Genomic DNA, 21508 nt, shown 5'->3' with positions numbered 1-21508 from the left:
ATATGTCGAATAAACCATCGAAACCTTTTTACAAAAAGAAAGGCTTTCATCTTTTGACGATATGCTTATTGTTGGTGATGATTACGGTAAAGGTATACAGGGATACGAGTATATTTAAGCTGAATAAGATGCAACTAGAGAGTGAAAAGCTGGAAAAGGGAGATCGTTTTCAAATTTTACAGTTGACGGATGTCCATAACAAGGTGTTCCGCGATAATAATGACAAGCTTGTGGCAGAAATTGAGCAAACAAAGGCCGATATCATCGTAATAACCGGTGATTTAGTCGATCGAAAAACGGATGAATTGCAGGATGTGTTAAGCTTGGTGGATCGCTTGTTAGAGGTGAATCCACAGCTTTTCTTTGTCACTGGTAATCATGAATGGGAAAATTGTCACTATGGTTTATTAATGAATGAGTTAGCGTCTAGGGGTGTAACAATTCTTCACAATGCTAGTGAACAAGTGGAGCTCAATGGGGTAAGCGTTAATTTAGTTGGTATTGATGACGCCTCGACAGAACGTGAAGACCTACGACAGGCTTTTCATCAAGTAGATACAGACCAATATACCATTTTGTTATCTCATACACCGAATGTGACACAACATTATGCAGGAATTCCTGCTGACTTGATTTTGAGTGGTCATACACATGGCGGGCAAATCAGGTTCCCCATCATTGGCGCGCTTGTCGCTCCAGACGATGGGCTTTTTCCGAAATTAGAGAAAGGATTGTATCCTTTGGGTGAGCAGCAATATTTATATATTGACAGTGGCCTTGGTACGACAGGTGCTCCCATTCGTTTTTTAAACCAAAGTCAATTCAGCTTGATTGAGGTCACTAACGACTAGCATTCCGTTTACCGATGGAATGCTTTTTTGTAACAGGCAAAGCAAGTATTGCAATGGCGAGATTCGGGTATAACACTTCCTAACTATAAGAAAAAGCTGATAAAAATAGATCGACCAACCAACTTACTTATCTATTTTACCGACAGTGCTATTTGTTTTGGTTAGTACTAAAAGACTGGGTGTGATCGCATCTGTGAATTCAGAAAACATCTTTATAAAAGAGGTATAAGGGCGTCAACTTTCTTGATTTTATCTTCTTGCTTCGCTTGATGGTTGACTTTATTAATACCAAATAACATTATAAAAAAGTTCTTTGTTTTATTGTTTCTTAAGCCTGCGTAACCATTTCCATAGATGAAGAGTCAATCTCTGCAGGCTGTGTAACATCGGTGAAGATAAATGTCCATGGCATGCTTGTGTTTGTCGGGAGTCGCAGTCTGGGATCGGTGATGGAGAGCTTGGACAGAAATTGTTTATTTGATAGCAAATGTATGGTCTCGCATGTCAAATCAATGGTTTGGTTCGAAGTGTTATGGATAAGTACAGTAACAAGTAGGTGGTTGTGATGATTGACCGCTATACGAACGATGGTAAAGGACAGATCATGATGTGCCGTATCCTTCGTTTGTTGAAAAAGAGTTTCCAGTCTTTGGCGATCCTGAGAACTGATTGTACGATCCCAAGCTTCGGTAAATATTAGTTGCTGCACACGAATGCACCTCCTGAAATGATAGGGCTTAACTGTCCTTCATCGTGATATTACTATCTTAACAGGGAGTAGAGAGATAAAACAAGATAATTCTTTTAAAAGAAAAAATATTCAGATAATAGACTGGTATCTCAGCCTATCTTTTCTTATAATAAAGGAAGTTGCATCATTTTAAGGAACATGGGGGCACAATATGAAAAGAATAGCAATTATAGGAAGCAGTGGGGGAAACCTGTATAATCTGGGAGGAAAACACCCACAGCAATTATTAGAAGAGATAGAGAAACAAGCAGAGAGTGCAGGCATTTCGATTACAGCTGTTCAATTTATTGCAGCAAATGAGTCAATGGATGCTATCAAAGAGACTACCGAGGCAGCTATCTGGGAGAAGAATGAACAAGGCATGCACCCAGGGAAAAGTAATTTATTAATAGATATTAATGAACGAACGAAAGAAATCGACCAAGCGATTGCCAAACAGATAAGAGCAGGGGATATTGACGGGCTAATTGTCATGAGCGGTGATCCAGAAGGAGCCAATCTAAATGCCTTATCGGCCGCAGCGGAAACAAAGATACCTATTGTGGGAACAGGTGGGACTTCGATGGCGGCTATTGCTTCCATGGGTTGTCGTGTCATTTCCACTTCTGGCACAACGGGAACGACTAATAGGACAAGGGCGGTTTCCTTCATCACCTCGTTAAGTAAAGAATTTCAGCTTACCTACCGGCCGATTTTGGGGAGCGGGGATCGTGAGTTATCCAACGGGAGCGGTTTGCGAAATATCAGCATCCGCGGTATTATGATGGCCTCGTTACCAGGTTTTATCGCTTTGGCGTTAGTATTAGCATTAAGCAAGATTCCGGGTTTAGGAGCATTAGGCGATGTGTTTGATGTGTTATTAGGTGCTTTACCAGTTATGATTGCCGTTATTGCTGCCAAACAGATTTCTGAATTAGACGAGGTATCGATTGTAGCTGGCGTTATTGCAGGTATCTTATCGGTAGATGGAGGAATTATTGGTGGTTTAGTTGGCGGTATATTGGCTGGCTTAACCGTGAGGCTGTTATTTCGAAAATTTGTCGAATGGCGTTTCCCGATGACAACCGTTAATATTGGAGCCGGAGGAATATCGGGGCTTATCGCCGGATTATTGGTATTCTATTTGATCGCTCCGGTTGCTTTATATATTGGGGATGGTATTAAATGGCTGCTTGAAACGACGATTGCGTTTAATCCCATCGTCGCCGGAGCTATTGCAGGTATCTTGATTTGGCCAGCTATCATTGGCGGTATTTATCATGCGGCGATTCTCCCAATTGTGCTATTGGATATGGAGCAAACAGGTAATAGTTTTTTGGGCGCGGTCGATATGGTCGGATTGGTGATGGTGGCAGCTGGTATTAATCTTGCCAATATTATTAAACCTCGTGAAAAAAGTGAGGCAGCCGTCGCAGCCCCGGGGTTTGCGATTAATATGGGGTTTGGAACGTTTGTGGAATCAGCCTATCCGTTTATGTTTTCGAGCAAATGGATATTTGGCGGTGCGTTGCTTTCAGCTGGAATCGGTGGCGCTTTAGTTGGCTTTTTTGATATCAGGGGAACGGCCTATGTGCCAACTTTCACAGCACCATTGTTAGCCAACAATCCTGCTGGATTTATCATTGCAATGCTCGTGCCATGTGTGCTGGCTTTTATCATTACATTAACCGTTAATCTTATCCAGCGGAAATAAACATGAAATAACTCTTTTAAGGCTGTAGTAGTTAGATATTCATTTATTTCTAAGCTTAGTTGGGAAGAGAGAGGTGCTGTTTGATGTCTGGAAATATCCAAATTAGATTAGTACAAGAAAGTGAAAAATCCGTGCTAAGACAATTAATGGAACTATATTCATATGACTTTAGCGAATTCACTGGGATTGATGTGAATCTGTATGGTTTCTATGGCTATCGCTACTTGGATCATTATTGGACGGAAGCTGGCAGATCCCCATTTTTTGTGCTAGTGGATGGAAAATTGGCTGGATTTGTACTAGTTAATGATCATTGCCATATATCGAAGGAGGATAATGCTCGTTCTATCGGAGAGTTTTTCATTATGCGCAAATATCGAAAGACAGGAGTCGGTTCTAAAGCAGCTGCTCTGATTTTTCAACAATTCACCGCACACTGGGAAATACTTGTACATCCTGAAAACCAGGTTGCGGATAAATTTTGGCAAAAGATGATCGAACAGTATACAGATGGGAACTATCTAACAAAAAAAGTAGTAACAGAGGATTGGGAGGGTACGGGATATACCTTTTTTAGTCAAATCAATAAACGGTGATGGACTTGCAACACGCCAAGTAATCAAAATAAAACAAAAGAAAAGCTTCTTCTGCTTTTCTTTTGTTAATTAATCAGTGATTGAAGCGGTGCCGGAATTCGCCCGCCACGCTTGATCAGCTTGTCCGAGTTAAAGTTATTGACACCGATAATGGGTGCACGTCCAAGTAAACCACCAAATTCAACGATATCTCCTGCTTCTTTTCCTATCACAGGGATGATCCTTATCGCCGTTGTTTTTTTGTTGATCATACCGATCGCGGCCTCGTCTGCAATAATCGCAGCTAGTGTCTCCGGACTAGCGGAACCTTCTAATGCAATCATGTCTAAGCCAACTGAACAGACACAGGTCATCGCCTCTAATTTCGAAAGGTTAAGCGCACCATCCTCAATACCGCGAATCATACCATTGTCTTCACTTACTGGGATGAACGCCCCGCTAAGTCCACCCACATATGAACTGGCCATCGCACCACCTTTTTTGACGGCATCGTTCATTAAGGCCAAGGCCGCAATCGTTCCATGCGTTCCCACACGTTCTAGTCCAATCTCTTCTAAGATTTCTGCCACACTGTCATTAAGTGCGTTCGTGGGTGCCAAGGATAAATCCATAATGCCGAATGGTACTTGTAAACGATCAGCCACGACACGTCCAATCAGCTCACCGGCTCGGGTGATTTTGAAGGCGGTGTTTTTAATCACATCCGCCACCTGGCCAAGGTCCGCATCAGGGTAGCGTTTGAGTGCATTCAGTACAACACCAGGTCCGCTGACTCCAACACTTAACACCGTCTCACCTTCTCCTGCACCATGGAATGCCCCTGCCATAAATGGGTTATCCTCAACCGGATTACAGAAAACAACCAGTTTGGCGCAACCGATACTATTATCTGTTTTGGTGAATTCTGCAGTTTCGTGAATAATCTTACCCATTTGCGCGACTGCATCCATATTGATCCCTGTACGAGTCGTTGCCACCGAGATGGAGGAACAGACTCGCTCTGTTTGACTTAATGCCTCAGGGAGGGCATCTAATAAAACCTGGTCTCCTTTAGAAATTCCTTTATGTACGAGGGCAGAAAAACCACCAATAAAATCAACTTCTAATGCTTGAGCCGCTTTATCCAATGTAATAGCAAGTTCAACAGCTTGTTCCTTGGTAGCATGCCCTAACAATTCAGAAACAGGGGAGATGGCGATACGTTTATTAATAATCGGCACACCATATTCTTGAGCCACTTGATTCGCTGTAGCCTGCAAGTTTTGGGCAGTGGTAGTAATTTTCTGATACACCTGTTCCTTTACTTTGGCAAAGTCATGATCAGCACAATCACGTAGACTGATTCCCATCGTAACGGTACGAATATCGAGGTGTTCCATTTCGACCATTCGAATGGTCTCTTGTATTTCTGTAAAACCAATTGGCATGTTTATTCCTCCTACACACGATGCATTGCTTGAAATACATCCTCTAATTGGATGCTGATTTTTAAGCCTAACTCATTTTCGACTGGCTTGAATTGCTTCTGCAGCATGTTTAAATTATTAGTATCCTTGATATCAATTAACATGATCATCGTAAAGAAATCCTGTAAAATGGTTTGACTAATATCCAAGATGTTCATCTCGTTTTCAGAAAGGACGGTTGTGACTTTGGAAATAATACCTATCTGATCCTTGCCAACCACACTTACTACTGCTCGTTTTGCCATTCTGATCATCCTTTTTATGATTTTATTCTGATAAAAATGTCCTTCACTAAAGACGTAGGTTTGGTTTCATTTGGAGATGAAAGGATTATACCTGATCTTCATTACATTAAAATATAGCATTATTATGCCTTGCTATCAAATTTTCTTTATTTATCTAACATGCCTTCTTTCCCTTGAAATAGAATTTCACTTAATGTATAGCCACTGTTTTTGCTAAATTTCTTCGTTTGCCTTAAAATATAAGGAGAACTGATATGGAAAGGAGTACATACATGACAAAGGATATCAAACTAATTGCCCTGGACATGGATGGTACATTGCTAGGAGCAGACCATCAAGTATCAGAAAGAAATCAACATGCAATAAAGCAAGCACAGAAAAAAGGTGTTGAGGTCATTATTTCAACGGGGAGACATTATCAAACAAGTTCCAAAGTCGCAGAGGCATTAGGGATTGATTATTTGATTACGGTGAATGGAAGTGAGATTTGGACATTGTCAGGTGAGCTTATTTCTCGACAAACCATCCAACCTAACACGATAAAAAAGCTCGTTGATATAAAAGATGAACATAATGTTTGGGCCTGGCTAGCCTCCGTAACAGATTTATGGCGTGGGGAAGTACCGACTGATTTACTGGCACATCAATGGCTGAAGTTCGGTTTTGACACGAATGATCCAACAACAAAGGAGCTCATTGTCAAGACACTAGCAGAATGGGATGATGTCGAAGTGAGTAATTCCAGTCCCACCAATATTGAAGTGAACGCGATAGGAGTCAATAAGGCAGCCGCTATTGAGACCATTTGTGAGCGGTTAGGGATAACAATGAATCAAGTAATGGCAGTCGGCGATAGCTTGAATGATATTAAAATGATTGAAGAAGCTGGCTTGGGTATCGCAATGGGTAATGCACAAGAACCTGTTAAAAAAGTAGCCAATCAGCAAACGGCGGCTAACACTCAAGATGGAGTAGCGCAGGCCATTGAAAGATGGGTACTCTAAGAGAGTGCACGATTTTGATCCGTCATACGAAATGGAAGGCATTTATCCTTTATTTATGGTAAAATAGAGAGGGAAAATATTATAGTGATAATGAAAAGGAGCGAATAAGAGCATGGCTAAACAGCAATTTGGTGTCATTGGTCTTGCTGTTATGGGAAAAAACCTGGCCCTTAATGTAGAAAGCAGGGGTTATTCCGTAGCAGTATTTAACCGTACTTATCAAAAAACAGAAGACTTCTTAAATAATGAAGCAAAAGGTAAAAACTTCGTAGGTTCAGAAACGATTGAGGAATTCGTTGATTCGTTAGAAAAGCCTCGTAAAATAATGCTAATGGTACAAGCAGGACCAGCAACGGATGCAACGATTGCCTCTTTAAAACCCCTTTTAGACAAAGGGGATATATTGATTGATGGTGGTAATACATTCTTCAAGGATACGATGCGTCGTAATGCAGAACTTGATGAATCTGGCATCCACTTTATCGGTACTGGTGTATCCGGTGGAGAAGAAGGTGCACTTAAAGGACCTTCGATTATGCCAGGTGGTCAACAAGAAGCATATGAAAAAGTAGCACCGATTTTTGAAGCTATTTCTGCTAAAGTAAATGGTGATCCATGTGTTACCTATATCGGTCCGAATGGTGCAGGACATTATGTAAAGATGGTACATAATGGCATTGAATATGGGGATATGCAGCTGATTTGTGAAGCCTATTTCATTCTCAAGCATGTACTTGGTTTAGAAGCCGAAGAATTACATGAGGTATTTAAAGAGTGGAACAAGGGTGAATTGGATAGTTATCTGATCGAAATCACTACTGACATCTTCAAGAAAAAAGATAAAGAAACAGGCAAGCCAATGGTGGATGTCATTCTTGATACCGCTGGACAAAAAGGTACAGGTAAATGGACAAGCCAGAGCTCACTAGATTTGGGTGTACCATTACCTGTTATCACAGAGTCTGTGTTTGCACGCTTTATTTCCGCTATGAAGGAAGAACGTGTAGCGGCAAGCAAAGTATTACAAGGACCATCTGCACAAGACAAGCCTTATGAAGGGGATAAAGATGAGTTAGTCGAAGCCATCCGTAAGGCACTATACATGAGTAAGATTGTTTCTTATGCTCAAGGATTTGCGCAAATGCGTGCTGCTTCAGAGGAAAATGATTGGAACTTGCGTTATGGGGATATTTCGATGATCTTCCGTGGCGGATGTATTATCCGTGCCCAATTCCTCCAAAAAATCAAAGAAGCTTATGATCGCGATCCAGCTTTGGCTAATCTTTTATTGGATCCTTATTTCCAAGAAATCGTGGAGAGCTATCAAACATCATTGCGTAAGGTACTTTCCATTGCGATGGAACGCGGTATTCCAGTTCCAGGTTTTGCTAGTGCATTAGCTTATTATGATAGCTATCGTACAGCGACATTGCCAGCAAATCTACTTCAAGCACAGCGTGATTACTTTGGTGCCCATACGTATCAACGTGTAGATAAAGAAGGAGTATTCCACACCGAATGGTTGGAAGATTAATTTAAAAGAATCGACAAAGACGCCGGCTTTATGTCGGCGTCTTTGTTATAAGCTTTCTTAAATCTTAGCATAAAAAACAACCTATCCCTCGATTGGAATAGGTTGTTTTAAGGTGCTTATTCAGGTTTAACGTTCCACCACTCAAGACCGTCTTTATTTAAAAGCATATCAGCCTCTTTAGGTCCGTTAGTTCCAGACTTGTAATTAGGGAAGTCAGCTTTTTTACTAGCCCATGCATCTGCAATCACATCAACAAATTTCCAGGAAAGTGCTACTTCATCCCAGTGGGTAAAGTTTGTAGAATCACCGCGCATACAATCATGCAAGAGGATTTCATAAGCTTCCGGTGTATTCATTTTATCCTTTGCGTTGTTGTCATAGCTTAATGCAATCGGAGTAGAAGAAGCATTATAATCTCCTTTTCGGGCATTTACATGTAAGGTAATACCTTCATGAGGCTGTACATGAATCACCAATAAGTTGGACTGTGTTTCATTTCCTTGGCCATAATAAAGGTTCATAGGCAAATCCTTGAATTCAACAACGATTTGGGTTGACTTCTCTTTCATACGCTTTCCAGTACGAATATAGAAAGGGACACCTGCCCAGCGGAAATTATCAATCATCAGTTTAGCAGCAACAAAGGTGTCCGTGTTCGATTCAGGATCTACACCATTACCTTCACGATAAGAGGCAACTTCTTCTCCATTAACCGTTCCATTATCATATTGCCCACGAACAAAGTGCTGATCAATTTCATCTTCATTGAAGACGCGTAACGCCCTTAATGCTTTCACTTTTTCACTGCGAATCTCATCAGGCGTCAATTTAATTGGTGGTTCCATCGCGATCAATGCAAGCATTTGCAGCATATGATTTTGCACCATATCCTTGAGTGCCCCAGCGCTGTCATAATAACGGCCGCGTTCTTCTACACCCAGTACTTCACTGGAAGTGATTTGAATGTTGGAAATGTATTGATTATTCCATAAAGGTTCAAACAAGGCATTGGCAAAACGGATCACTTCAATATTTTGCACCATTTCCTTACCAAGATAGTGGTCGATACGATAGATTTGATCTTCGTTAAATGCTTCACGAATCTGATCATTCAGTTCTTTTGCTGACTGGTAATCGTGGCCAAATGGCTTTTCAATCACAAGGCGAGTCCAGCCTTCTGTTGTAGTCAATCCCTCTGATTTAAGGTTCGCGGCTAATGTACCAAAGAAATTAGGTGCCATGGAGAAATAGAAGAGACGATTACCTTCTGTTTCATGTTTGGCATCTAGCTCTTTAATTAAGTTCTCCAGTTCTTGATAGTGTTCCAAGTCTTGAATATCAAATGGGTTGTAATGGAAATGACTGGCAAATTCATCTTTATCAATATGAGGATCATCGAAGCTATCGATGGACTCCTTCACCTTTTCATGAAAAATTTCATTTGTCCACGGACGTCTTGCTACACCAATTACTGCAAAATTATCAGATAATTTTCCATTACGATAAAGTCTGTAAATGGAAGGGTAAAGTTTTCTATTTGCAAGATCCCCTGTCGCACCAAATATTACGATTACTGCTTTCGGGTTATTCGTTGTCATTGACTTTAACTACCTTTCTTCTAGTTTATTTACGAGTTATATGCATATGTGTCACGATATGCTATAATCATGTAGCAACTACAGTGATAAAGTAAAATTTATCAGGCATCATACTTTACTATTGTAGCATGTTATAAACTTCAATGGAATTATTCCACCTGATAACAATCAACTATAGTGCTAGTTGTCAATTGTCATAAATATATACTATCATTTATTATGAAAATAACAAATAAAATACATAGAATTTTTAAAAAATTTAGGAGGACACGATGAAACAATATAAAGGATTTTTAATTGACCTAGATGGAACCATGTATAAAGGAACAGAGCCTATTGAAGAGGCAATCTCTTTTGTGCAAAAATTGGAAGAAAAAAAGCTACCCTATTTGTTTGTAACCAACAATTCCACTAAACATCCCCGAGATGTCTCTGAAAAGTTGCAAAGCATGGGAGTACCAAGTACAGCAGAACATGTCTTTACCACGAGTATGGCAACCGCTCATTATCTGAAAGAACAAAAGCCTAATGGGAAAGTCTACGCCATTGGCGAGGAGGGACTGCACCTAGCTCTTGAAGAATGCGGACTGGAATTAGTGGAAGAGGATGCTGATTTTGTTGTAATGGGTTTGGACCGCACTATCACTTATGAAAAATTGACTAAGGGAGTTTTGAATATTCGATCCGGTGCCCAGTTTGTAGCCACAAATGGCGATGTTGCACTGCCAACTGAGCGCGGCTTCTTACCAGGTGCAGGCTCATTGATTTCTGTCTTGTCTGTATCCACTGGTGTAACACCAACTTTTATCGGCAAGCCAGAATCGATTATTGTGGAACAAGCGATAGAAGTGTTGGGCACAACAAAGCAAGACACCCTAATGATAGGTGACAATTACGATACAGACATCCTGGCAGGTATTCGTGCAGACATCGATTCCTTGTTGGTGCATACAGGTGTAACGACTGCAGAAGACCTCGAGGTTATCGAACAACAACCAACATTCACGATGAGCAGCCTTTCAGAATGGCCTTTTGAATAACAAGGATAAAAATGATGATGGACAGCGTGCTATGTTGCCCATCATCTCGCGGACTAGGGAGAGGAAAACACGCTCCTGAGTCCGTAAGAATAAATCTCACGGACAAAAAACCGGCAAAACGCGAAATACTGTCTGTAAGAATGGATCTCACGGACAAAAAACCGGCAAAACGCGAAATACTGTCCGTAAGAATGGATCTCACGGACAAAAAACCGGCAAAACGCGAAATACTGTCCGTAAGAATGGATCTCACGGACAAAAAAACGCACAAACGCGAAATACTGTCTGTAAGAATGGATCTCACGGACAAAAAAACGCACAAACGCGAAATACTGTCTGTAAGAATAAATCTAACGGACAAAAAAACGTCAAATCGCCAAATGCTGTCCGTAAGAACAACCTCTTATAGCTAAATCCGTCAAGCCCGGTATTTCCATATTATTTTGCCGCTTTTTGCAGTTTTTGAATCATTTGTAAGGATCGACCGGTTCCAACCGCTACAGATTCTAAGGGGCTGCTCGCAAGATGAACCGGTACATTTACTTCTTCGCCGAGCCAATCCTGCATTCCTTTTAATAAGGCACCTCCGCCAGTGATAGTAATCCCTTGGTCGACAATATCGCCGCTCAACTCAGGAGGGCAATCTTCAAGTGTTTCCGTTATAGCCTGGAAAATGGATTCTAACACTTCTTTGATAGCGTGATGAATTTCGCTTGAATGAATAGTTACCACTTTAGGTAAACCTGTGACAAGATCACGACCTCGAACATCCATTGTTTCTTCTCGGTGACCGTCCACGGCGTTCCCGATCTCAATCTTGACACGTTCTGCTGTGCTTTCCCCGATGAGGATATTATATTTCTTTTTGATATATTGGATAATCTCTTCGTCCATATGATCACCACCAACTCGCACAGAACGGCTGGCAACCACACCGCCAAAGGAAATGATTCCCACTTCGCTTGTGCCGCCGCCAATATCGACAATCATACTTGCTTGTGGTTCTGCTACTGGCAAGTCCGCACCAATGGCAGCCGCCACAGGTTCTTCGATAAGATGTACTTCTTTTGCACCAAAATTTTTGACTGCATTATCAATCGCTCGGCGCTCTACTGCCGTGCTCCCAGATGGGGTGCAGACAACGACACTAGGCTTACGCATTGATACACCAGCCTTTTTACTCACTTTTTTGAGAAAAGCTTTTAACATTTGAGTGGTACGATCAAAATCAGCAATCACGCCATCCTTTAATGGACGGATTGGAACAATATTACGTGGTGTTTTCCCAACCATTTCTTTTGCTTCATTTCCTACTGCTACGACTTGATTCGTAGACGTATCCACTGCCACGACAGAGGGCTCGTTTAAAATAATACCTTTGTTTTTAGTATAAATTAGTATATTTGCTGTACCTAAGTCAATTCCAATTTCAGTTGTTGAGAACATGATGTAACCTCCAGTTTATTGATTAGCTATTGTTAAGTAAATAAAACGCATATAAAATGTGTAAGTCATTGTTTATACTCTTCCCTATATAAAAAAACTCACTCTAATACATAATTATTCTTATGAAAAAAATAAATTATGACGGTTGTTGAAATAGTAAAATATTCATTTTTATAAAAGCTAACCAATGAAAAGAAAGACATTCTTATGTATACTGTTTGTAGAAGAACTACAATCAGCCTCACTTCAATATCGCAACCTTTATCAGTGTTTACAGCAATTACCGAGCAATTGGAACTGGTAATGATAGTGAGGGGAAAGGATGGTATATAGTGGATTTCATTTCGCAAATGGCAGAAGAGCGGATTAAACAAGCAATTGCTGACGGTGATTTTGATCAATTGGAGGGGAAAGGAAAACCTCAACGTCAAGACCCTCTGGCTGGTGTACCAGAAGATTTGCGAATGAGCTATCGAATTATGAAAAACAGTGGTTATCTTCCAGAAGAAGCAGAAATCAACAAAGAGTTAATGTCATTAAGGGATTTATTAAATGCCTGCACGAATGCAGAGGAGCAAGCAGATATTAGAAAACGGATATCGGAAAAGGAAATTCAATTTCAAATTTTAATCGATAAAAGAAAATGGAAGCAGAATCGTTCTGTTCGAAAATATAGTAATAAGTTGCAACGATTGTTCTAGTACTATTAGCAATAAATGATAGCAGAAATAGGATTAACAGGAGAGGTATGGTGGTATCATATGATTAAGGTGTTGTTTATTTGCTTGGGAAATATCTGCCGATCACCCATGGCTGAAGCGGTATTTCGTCAATTAGTGAAGGACAAAGGAGTGGAAGAGAAATTTATCATTGATTCTGCAGGTTTAGGTGATTGGCATATCGGCAGCCAGCCCCATGAGGGTACCAGACATAAATTGGATGAAAAGGGTATTTCTTATCAGGGACAGCATGCTCGGAAATTGACAGCAGATGATTTTGCTAACTTTGATTATATCATAGCCATGGATCAGCAAAATATCGATGAAATGTCTCGGTTTAATTATGCAGAAGAGACTGTCACTGTGAAAAAGTTAATGGATTTTGTTGACGACATGGAAGAAAACAATATTCCAGACCCTTATTTTACGAATAATTTTGATTACACGTATGAATTAGTCCAGTCCGGTTGTGAGCAATTATTTTATTATATATCTAACCAACAGGACTCGTCCTATAAAAAAATATAGAGAAAAGAGTTGAAATCATGAGTAGAGATAAAGTAATAAAAGGAGTAATCGCCGGTGCAGTAGTAGGTGGTCTTCTGACATTAACAAATAAAGATACAAGAAATTATGTAACAAAAGGAGTAAAAAATTGCGGCAGTCAAGTGTCCTTTTATCTGCATAACCCGGTTGAGGCGGTTCAACAATTGAATAATCAATATACACAATATTCGAAACAACTTTCCGCTACCCTGACATCTGTGTTAGATATCCTTAATCAAGTACAATCGGCAAGCAATAAACTACTTGAGCGAGATGAACATGAATCTAGCTGACAATCGTTTCGTTCAGTTCGTTAAACAATTGGTAGCTCGTATTTCGAGACACGATGTCCCAGGGTTGTCGGCACAGTTATCTTATTTCTTTCTGTTATCCTTGTTTCCATTTATGATTTTCTTCGTCACCTTGATGGGTTATTTACCCTTTGAAGATATTGATGTAATCAATTTCTTATCGGATTACGCTCCTGCTGATATCGTGAATTTGTTAAATAGTACGATTTCAGAAGTAATGAATAATCGTAATGGTGGATTGTTATCCATTGGTATTATTGGTACACTTTGGTCCGCTTCTAATGGTATTAATGCTTTAATACGTTCTTTTAACTCTGCCTATGATATTGAAGAAGCACGTCCATTTCTTATTGCAAGAGGTATTTCGATTATTTTAACGATTGCTATGATTGGTGTCATCATTATGGCATTTGCTTTACCCATTTTTGGACGGATGATCGGAGAGTATATCTTTTCTTTGATCGGTCTATCGGATGGTTTTGTAAGTTTATGGAATACCTTGCGCTGGGTAGTTTCTTCTGTTGTATTTTTTATTGTGTTGATTATGTTATACAAAATGGCACCGAGTAAACACGTTTACTTTAGACATACTTATCTAGGTGCGTTGTTTGCAACGGTTTTTTGGCAATTAACGTCATTAGGTTTTTCTTATTATGTATCCAATATGGCAAATTATTCTGCGACATATGGCAGTCTCGGTGGGGTAATCATTATGATGTTCTGGTTCTACCTGTCGGGTATTATTATCATCGTTGGCGGTGAGATCAATGCCTTGTTCGCTCAGAAGAAAGAGAGAAAGGCAATACGTGCGTCATCCGTAAGCTAGGCAGGAGAACATCTGCCTAGCTTATTTTCGTGATCAAGCTTATCGATTATCAGAGTGTGGTAAACTAACTATAACAAGGGAACAAGGAGGGAAGGCAATGGAATTTTATCTGAAACAAGGTGGGGTAAGGACTAATTTGGCTTATGGAGAATTAGATATTGCTGGTAATGAAGATAATGGTTACCGCCCATTTGAATTAATGGTAGCTTCGGTGACAGGCTGTAGCGCTTCTGTGTTCTGTAAGGTGTTAAAAAAGAAGCGGATCGATATTGATGATTTAAAGATTACTGCAGATGTGGAACGATCACCTCAACACGCCAATAAGATTACGGCTATCGAATTGCAATTTGTTGTTAAGGGTTCCCAACTAAAAAAAGATCAATTAGAAAAAGCTTTAGAAGTCGCCAGGAAAAATTGTTCGATGATTCGGACGATAGAGGAATCTGTCAACATTACTGAGAAGTTGGAAGTGATTAACCTGAGCCATTGATACTTGGATTTACTAAAGTGTGTTTGTCTGAGTATGATATGCACGCCTTAAGTTATTTAGAAAGGGTTCATCACCATAGACTCGAAATAGGCTTAAACCTATGGAATGATTTGGATCTGGAACCAATTCAAAGGTTCCGTATCTACTTTTGCTTCGTTGTTTATTTTTGGCTGGATTGCCAGCATTATTTTAGTGTAAAAAAGCATAAAAAACTGCCTGGATGTCAAAATAAAAGAAAAAAAGGTGAGTTTTTATGAAAAAATTATATGTATTGCTCTTGATTGGTTTATTTCTTTTTCCTTTGCAAGCTGAAGCAGTAAGTTATGGCTGGGGATATAAGAAAGCTGCCGATCATCAGCCACCTGAAGTAGGAAAATTTGAAGCAATCTTAGCCAAATATGACGCCTTCTATGTAGACCCATCTGGCGATAAGGATATCTATTTAACCTTTGACAATGGTTATGAGGCAGGATATACTAAACAAATTCTTGATGTATTAGCAGAGAAAAACGTACCAGCGACTTTCTTCTTAACCGGTCATTATGTTACTGATCAGCCATCACTGGTCAAACGAATGATAAAAGACAATCATATTATTGGAAATCATTCCGATGGGCATCGTGATTTTACTGCTTTATCAAATAAGGCATTCACTAAGGATGTAACAGTATTAACCGATAAATTAAAAGAAATCGATCAACAAGTAAATGTGAAATATATTCGCCCGCCGAAGGGAACTTTTAATGAAACGACTCTGGAATGGGCCGGTGAGCTGGGTTATACCCATATATTCTGGTCGCTTGCATTCGTTGATTGGAACCAAGGATCGGAGCAAGGCTGGGAACATGCGTATAAGCAAGTCATGGATCAGATTCATCCAGGTGCCATTGTATTAATGCATACCGTTTCACAAGATAATGCGGATGCATTGGCTTATTTAATCGATGATTTAAAAGAACAAGGTTATCAATTCAAAAGCCTGGATGACTTAATGTTAAAGCAGATGTTACCTAAAGAACTGCATCTGGGTACAAAACGGCCATCATAGTGAGTTGTTAAAAGAAGAGATAAGCAGCCCGACAAGAGGCTGCTTATTCTATGATAAAAGGTTGGTATGCTTGTTCGAAAAGGATTAACTGAGAATCTACATCGTTTTTGGGAGAAGTAATATGTGCATAGTTGCCATCGGGTGATTGGATCCGCGCTTTGGCTGTATCCTCCAGCATCAACTTTAGAATAGAAAGAATTCGTGCTTTGATCCGTCCTTCAAAAATAGGAAACATAAGCTCAACCCGTTTCACCATATTTCTTGTCATTAAATCAGCAGAAGATAAAAAGACCTTATCCTCTCCATTGTGATAAAAATAATACACGCGGCTATGTTCAAGAAAACGGCCCACAATACTGCGTACATGGATATTATCACTTACACCTGGAATTTTTGGTCGCAAGCAGCAAATACCACGAACGATCAGATCAATCTTCACTCCAATTTGTGAGGCCTCATACAATTTTTCAATTAAAAGTTTATCGGTTAAGGAATTCATTTTGGCAATAATATAACCATTTTTATAGCGTTTGTGGAAGTCCATTTCCTGATCAATATATGTCAATAAGTCGTTGCGAATATCAAATGGGGCCATTGATAAATGATGAAAGGTAGGTTTTTCGGTGTAGCCACTTAAATAATTAAAGAAATTAGTGGCATCCACACCAAACTTACGCTTTATCGTGACGTAAGACATATCGGTGTAAAATTTGGCTGTCTGATCATTATAATTACCGGTTCCTAAATGTACGATTCGTTCAATCCGCTGTTGATGTTTGCGAACAATCAAGGTGATTTTACTATGGGTTTTTAAGGAAATCATGCCATAGATAACATGACAGCCAGCTATTTCTAATTGTTTAGCCCACTGCACATTATTCTCTTCATCAAAACGAGCCTTCAATTCGACCAGAACAGTGACTTGCTTACCGTTTTCAGCAGCTCGTTTCAATCCGGCAATAATGGGGGAGCCACCACTTACCCGGTATAATGTCTGCTTGATCGCAAGCACTTCTGGATCATCGGCCGCTTCCCTGACCAAATCGACAATAGGTTCAAAGGATTCATAAGGATGGTGGAGAAAAATATCCCGCTTTCTTACCGCATCAAATACCGTTTCATCCTCATGTATATCTAGGGCTGGTTGTGGAATTAATGTTTCGTAAATTAAGTGTTCATTATCTTGCTCCAATTGGCTGTAAAACTCACCCAAGCAGGTGAGATCCAACGGTCCATTCATCACATATAAGTCTTTTTTATGAATGTCCAGCACGTGCAGTAAGAAATCAACCATTCCCGAATCCTGCTGTCTGGCGTCTACCTCTAGTCGAACGGCAGCACCAAATCGCCGTTTTTTTAATTCCTTCTCGATCTCCTTCAATAAATCATGTGCTCCTTCTTCGTGAATAGTCATATCTGCATTCCTTGTGATGCGAAAGGTGGTTACAGAAGTCACATGATACCCTTCGAAACATTTATGAATATAATAGCGAATGACATCTTCTAATAAAACATAATGGTGGGAGTCATCCATTCGCAAGAAGCGATCAAGTAGAGCAGGCACCTGTACAATCGCCGTTTTATGATGTTCTTGTTCATGGTCATAGTGATCGGCTAACTGCACGACGAGGTTGATAGATTTGCTTAGCAACATTGGAAATGCCCGATAGGCATCAATGGCCATTGGTGTGAGAATCGGAAAAATGTGTTCTGCAAAATAGTCACTTAAGCCGTCAAGCTGTTGTTTTGTTAAATCTTCCATCTGGATAATCCGAATATCTTCTTTTTCTAGTTCAGCGAATAATTGTTTATATAAGGTATATTGTTCCTGCACTAATTCATGATTAAAGTCGGAAATTCGAGCAAGCTGTTGTTTTGGTGTCAGAACGGATTTGTTATCCGGTCGGTTAAATTCCGCTTTTACTTGGTCTTTTAATCCAGCCACACGCACCATAAAGAATTCATCAAGATTAGATGAAAAGATGGACAGAAAGCGCAGTCGCTCTAATAATGGATTCTTTACATCACTAGCTTCTTCTAGCACCCGCTTATTAAAAGAAAGCCAGCTTAGCTCTCTATTGTTGTAATCAGCCGGTGGGTGGGGTTTAGTTTTTTCTGTGTTTTTAGTCATATGATATCACCCTTTTTGTGCAGTCAGAAGGTATAAAAAACTCGTGAGAGCAGTTGAACAACCTCTTATAGTATAACTTTCCATTGTTAAGCCTATGTAAAGTGTATGTTTGATTCGTGTAAAATAGTTCTATTTCATTTTGAATTTTAATTGAATATTTTGATGGATCGCTTTTTCTAAGTGTTTCTTTTGTTTTTCTGATTGATATTCTTCTGGCCGGGCATCGCCATCGCACAATAATGTAATGACTAAGGCCTGCTTCTTTTGCTTAAAGGAAATATCTTGCACTACCTGTCTTTTGGTAGCATCTAAACAATAACTGAATTTTAACATTGCCCCTAGGTGTTGCAGTTTTTTTCGTTCCTCTTTCAGAAACCATGACTTGTAAGGCTGGATAAACTGTTTGAACACGGTCTTGTTTTTGTAAGAAGCTACTAAAGCAAGCTTTAATCGATCTTTGTGCATCAGTCCATCTATCGTACGATTGGCCAATAAGTAGAAGCTATGCTGTGCGCTTGATTCGGCATCAATATATTCACCTAGGTGACAGAGACAGCTCGCTCTTTTTAACAGAAGCCAGTCTTGCTTCTTTAAATGTAGTAAACCATTCTCACGGCAATAATTAAAAAGGGCTTTAGCGAAAAACTGAACATGAGTCACTTGTTTTAGATCCAGGTCATAATCATTAATCAGTTCTTGAATGCTGTCTTCAAGGACATTGGGGAAAATCGCATAGCCCATCTCTTTAGATAATTGTTCGTAAAATACTCCATCGCGTAAGCCTTTGCGACTGAGAATAAAACTATCGGCTTGTATCGTTTGATAGAGGCTGTGAAATACTTCAATAGCAGGAATGATAATATCCGCTCGATCCTTGGATAATCCCTCTACTTTCGTTAAGTTTTCTGGCTTCAGTGAGGTGAGATAATTACTGACTTGCATAATATCTGTGTCATACATTTGATACTGATGTAACCCAGCTAACGGGTATTTTTTTAGGTTTTGATCGATTTGGGTCAAGTTACGAGCACTTCCACCGATGGCGATTAAAGGCACTTCACGATTTCTCAACCATGGTAATGTATCAAATTGCTTGATTAAGTAATGCCGAAGCTTATTTAACTCATTGGTGGTAGGAAGGGTATGTTTAAAGAAATCTTTTAGAGTCAGTGCACCAAAAGGAAAGCTATGTGATTCTTTTATTTCGCGGTCTTCGAAATAAGTTACCTCAGTACTTCCACCACCAATATCCACCGTGATTCCTGTAGTAATGGAGGTAGAGTTGACTACGGCCAAATATCCATAATAAGCCTCTTCTTTTTCTGAAAGAATACGCATCGCAAGCCCAGTCTGTTTACTTACTTGTTTTTCAATATCTTCTTGGTTAGCAGCTTGTCTAATCGTTGCTGTCGCTACACAAACAATATCCTGTAACGTATAGCTAGCCAAGACATCCTGGAAGCTTTGCAAGGTAGTGATTAATCGGTCAATACCAGCTTGGCTTACCGTATGATCTTCTTCGAGGAAAGTTCGCAGTCGGGCAACCGCCTTGACGTTCTCAATCTCTTTTAATCTGCCGCCTTTTTCTCTTAAATAAATCACAAGGCGCATGGTGTTGGAACCGATATCGATAATAGCAAAATATTGTTTCTCCATTATTGTCACATCCGTTTCTATAGGTAATATTTTTTTCGTATTATAACATATAAAAAGTGGCCGCCATTCTTTCATAAACGAGGTTCAAGAAGGGATATTACCTAGTAGCTGCTTATACATAGAAGCTTGTTCTTTATCCCCTTTTGCTAAATGACTCTTATATAAATATTGAATAGGGGCTGCATTCTTTGGTGATAATTCCATTTCCCATTCAAAGCATGAGATGGCCTGGTCATATTGTTCTAAATCATAATAGAGCTCCCCAAGGGCATATTGCTGGTCAGGGTTCTGCATCAATTTCTCCATATTGCGCAGTTTCTGTACGATGGGAAGTTCGGTATGCTCAATCCGTTTCAGAATGTCTCTTATTGGGATGACAGGGAGCAGTTTCTTTAGTACTTGCTGTAACACTTTTTCCAAGTGTGGATGATCTTCTTGATAAGTTACCGTTAGCTGCTTAAGTAAAGCCTGATAATTCCTGCTAAGTTCTTCTGTAGAGGCAGACTGTAGTGCCAGTTCAAAGGTCTCCTGCTGTTCTGCATTAATGGGTGACTGTAGATAATAGTGCAGCACGGTATCATATGCTTCTAGTGATAATAAATGCTTCATAATTTGCTCTGGTTCAAGGGTGGTTTGTAAGATATGCTGCCAAAAGTGAATCTGCTGGTCGGTCGTAAAATAATCGTTTAACAAGTTAGTTATGGAAGTATCTGTATGCAAGTGCTGATGTCGGATGTAATAAAGGTAAATTTGATCAAATATACGGTTATCCTGGTGGTATTGGTCAAACAACGACGGAACGAAAGGAGCAGGAAAGTCTTGGTCAACGATATAGTTCTCAATATAGAGCGGATCTTGCCAATCTTGGATTAGCTGAGGGATATGGTCATATGGTACTTTATATTTTTGGAAATCACGATGTTGCAGCATGTCATTAGCGAAGGTATCGTCAGGACGTGCCTCTGCAAAATGTAAGACGACCTGAAAGGCTTTTTTAAGTTGACCATTTCTTCGATAACGATAAAAGGCGTCCTTACAAAAGGTTTGAATTTTATGTGGTTGTATATAATGGTCAAACATTGCCAATACATAAAGCATTTCAGATGGATGATAGCTTTTTTTTAACTGCTGGACCATTTGATTGTTAGAGATAAGCGATGATTGATTTTGCAACTGTAAGAAAGCATTCGTTAAGAAATGATCAGCTGGATAGGATACTCCCGTTCGCAGTGCTCTTGCAAGATAGGATGTTAATTGGATAGAAGCAGTTTTCTTGATATTGATAAACTGATTTTTATAGCAGAATAGATAGTAGGAATGACGATTCTTTCCATATGCTTCGATGATTTTAGTTTGTCGGTAAATCGTTAAATGAGTGACTTTTAAACGGATTTTCCTTTTATTATAAAGCATTTCCAGCATGGCCATAAAGCACACAACTCCTTTTTGAGTGGATTAATGTAAGTGTAGCATAAAAGCAATGTTGGAGAAAAGTTCGACCTTCTAAAAATTGTTCAAAAATGACACATCGAATCTCCATATTGGCTTGTATAATAG

The 21508-nt window shown here is 39.7% G+C and carries 20 protein-coding genes; 12 read left to right on the top strand and 8 right to left on the bottom strand.

Features of this window, described 5'->3' with window-relative positions:
• Positions 1 to 2: 2 nt before the first annotated feature.
• Entirely contained in the window at positions 3 to 851 is an 849-nt protein-coding gene (locus BN6556_RS00785; RefSeq protein ID WP_066185909.1) for a metallophosphoesterase, read from the top strand.
• Between the two features lie 328 nt (positions 852 to 1179).
• Here the strand turns inward: BN6556_RS00785 and BN6556_RS00780 are convergent, their stop codons facing one another.
• Positions 1180 to 1560 carry an SLAP domain-containing protein gene (locus BN6556_RS00780; RefSeq protein WP_066185906.1) on the bottom strand — a complete coding sequence of 127 codons (381 nt, stop codon included), beginning with the start codon at positions 1558 to 1560 and terminating at the stop codon, positions 1180 to 1182.
• A gap of 193 nt (positions 1561 to 1753) precedes the next feature.
• Between BN6556_RS00780 and BN6556_RS00775 the strand changes: the two genes are divergently transcribed.
• Complete coding sequence (locus BN6556_RS00775; RefSeq protein WP_066185903.1) at positions 1754 to 3295, top strand: PTS sugar transporter; 1542 nt, start codon at positions 1754 to 1756, stop codon at positions 3293 to 3295.
• 83 nt (positions 3296 to 3378) lie between these two features.
• Complete coding sequence (locus tag BN6556_RS00770; RefSeq protein ID WP_066185898.1) at positions 3379 to 3891, top strand: GNAT family N-acetyltransferase; 513 nt, start codon at positions 3379 to 3381, stop codon at positions 3889 to 3891.
• 65 nt (positions 3892 to 3956) lie between these two features.
• Here the strand turns inward: BN6556_RS00770 and BN6556_RS00765 are convergent, their stop codons facing one another.
• Positions 3957 to 5318 (bottom strand): PFL family protein, encoded by a 1362-nt coding sequence (locus BN6556_RS00765; protein WP_066185896.1) that lies wholly within the window; start codon positions 5316 to 5318, stop codon positions 3957 to 3959.
• 11 nt (positions 5319 to 5329) lie between these two features.
• Positions 5330 to 5602 carry an ACT domain-containing protein gene (locus BN6556_RS00760; RefSeq protein ID WP_066185895.1) on the bottom strand — a complete coding sequence of 91 codons (273 nt, stop codon included), beginning with the start codon at positions 5600 to 5602 and terminating at the stop codon, positions 5330 to 5332.
• Between the two features lie 272 nt (positions 5603 to 5874).
• Here BN6556_RS00760 and BN6556_RS00755 point away from each other — a divergent pair, with 272 nt between their 5' ends.
• Both BN6556_RS00755 and gndA read left to right on the top strand, forming a co-directional pair.
• Positions 5875 to 6606, top strand: coding sequence for a Cof-type HAD-IIB family hydrolase (locus BN6556_RS00755; protein ID WP_130860238.1), 732 nt, complete (start codon positions 5875 to 5877; stop codon positions 6604 to 6606).
• Between the two features lie 112 nt (positions 6607 to 6718).
• Positions 6719 to 8140 (top strand): NADP-dependent phosphogluconate dehydrogenase, encoded by a 1422-nt coding sequence (gene gndA, locus BN6556_RS00750; RefSeq protein WP_066185891.1) that lies wholly within the window; start codon positions 6719 to 6721, stop codon positions 8138 to 8140.
• Positions 8141 to 8256: 116 nt separating this feature from the next.
• Here gndA and zwf read toward each other — a convergent pair whose 3' ends face one another.
• Positions 8257 to 9738, bottom strand: coding sequence for a glucose-6-phosphate dehydrogenase (zwf, locus tag BN6556_RS00745; RefSeq protein ID WP_066185885.1), 1482 nt, complete (start codon positions 9736 to 9738; stop codon positions 8257 to 8259).
• A gap of 272 nt (positions 9739 to 10010) precedes the next feature.
• Here zwf and BN6556_RS00740 point away from each other — a divergent pair, with 272 nt between their 5' ends.
• Complete coding sequence (locus tag BN6556_RS00740) at positions 10011 to 10778, top strand: TIGR01457 family HAD-type hydrolase (protein WP_066185881.1); 768 nt, start codon at positions 10011 to 10013, stop codon at positions 10776 to 10778.
• A 438-nt stretch (positions 10779 to 11216) separates the two neighbouring features.
• On the opposite strand, the gene mreBH is transcribed toward BN6556_RS00740, so the two are convergent.
• Positions 11217 to 12224, bottom strand: a complete 1008-nt coding sequence (gene mreBH, locus BN6556_RS00730; RefSeq protein WP_066185868.1) for a rod-share determining protein MreBH — start codon at positions 12222 to 12224, stop codon at positions 11217 to 11219.
• 332 nt (positions 12225 to 12556) lie between these two features.
• Between mreBH and BN6556_RS00725 the strand changes: the two genes are divergently transcribed.
• The 6 genes from BN6556_RS00725 to pdaA all read left to right on the top strand — a co-directional run bounded on the left by BN6556_RS00725 (position 12557) and on the right by pdaA (position 16164).
• Positions 12557 to 12925, top strand: a complete 369-nt coding sequence (locus tag BN6556_RS00725; protein ID WP_078059864.1) for a DnaJ family domain-containing protein — start codon at positions 12557 to 12559, stop codon at positions 12923 to 12925.
• A gap of 60 nt (positions 12926 to 12985) precedes the next feature.
• Entirely contained in the window at positions 12986 to 13471 is a 486-nt protein-coding gene (locus BN6556_RS00720) for a low molecular weight protein-tyrosine-phosphatase (RefSeq protein ID WP_066185866.1), read from the top strand.
• A gap of 17 nt (positions 13472 to 13488) precedes the next feature.
• The gene (locus BN6556_RS00715; RefSeq protein WP_066185863.1) at positions 13489 to 13782 is read left to right on the top strand and encodes a YtxH domain-containing protein; all 294 of its coding nucleotides are present in this window, start codon (positions 13489 to 13491) and stop codon (positions 13780 to 13782) included.
• Positions 13769 to 14626, top strand: coding sequence for a YihY/virulence factor BrkB family protein (locus BN6556_RS00710; protein ID WP_162840585.1), 858 nt, complete (start codon positions 13769 to 13771; stop codon positions 14624 to 14626). Before BN6556_RS00715 ends, BN6556_RS00710 begins: the two co-directional genes overlap by 14 nt.
• Positions 14627 to 14723: 97 nt before the next feature.
• Positions 14724 to 15116 carry an OsmC family protein gene (locus BN6556_RS00705; RefSeq protein WP_066185858.1) on the top strand — a complete coding sequence of 131 codons (393 nt, stop codon included), beginning with the start codon at positions 14724 to 14726 and terminating at the stop codon, positions 15114 to 15116.
• A 253-nt stretch (positions 15117 to 15369) separates the two neighbouring features.
• On the top strand, positions 15370 to 16164 hold the full coding sequence (pdaA, locus tag BN6556_RS00695; protein WP_066185852.1) for a delta-lactam-biosynthetic de-N-acetylase: 795 nt from the start codon (positions 15370 to 15372) through the stop codon (positions 16162 to 16164).
• Positions 16165 to 16207: 43 nt separating this feature from the next.
• Here the strand turns inward: pdaA and BN6556_RS00690 are convergent, their stop codons facing one another.
• The 3 genes from BN6556_RS00690 to BN6556_RS00680 all read right to left on the bottom strand — a co-directional run bounded on the left by BN6556_RS00690 (position 16208) and on the right by BN6556_RS00680 (position 21379).
• A complete protein-coding gene (locus tag BN6556_RS00690) occupies positions 16208 to 18295 on the bottom strand; it encodes an RNA degradosome polyphosphate kinase (protein WP_066185849.1) in 2088 nt (695 codons plus the stop codon).
• Positions 18296 to 18424: 129 nt separating this feature from the next.
• Positions 18425 to 19951, bottom strand: coding sequence for a Ppx/GppA family phosphatase (locus BN6556_RS00685; protein WP_066185846.1), 1527 nt, complete (start codon positions 19949 to 19951; stop codon positions 18425 to 18427).
• An 84-nt stretch (positions 19952 to 20035) separates the two neighbouring features.
• Complete coding sequence (locus BN6556_RS00680) at positions 20036 to 21379, bottom strand: tetratricopeptide repeat protein (protein ID WP_066185844.1); 1344 nt, start codon at positions 21377 to 21379, stop codon at positions 20036 to 20038.
• Between the last annotated feature and the right edge of the window lie 129 nt (positions 21380 to 21508).

The organism is Gracilibacillus timonensis (genome assembly GCF_900086715.1).
Taxonomy (GTDB): Bacteria; Bacillota; Bacilli; order Bacillales; family Amphibacillaceae; genus Gracilibacillus; species Gracilibacillus timonensis.
Note: the sequence above shows the minus strand (reverse complement) of the source record. Positions and strands in the feature narration are given on the sequence as shown.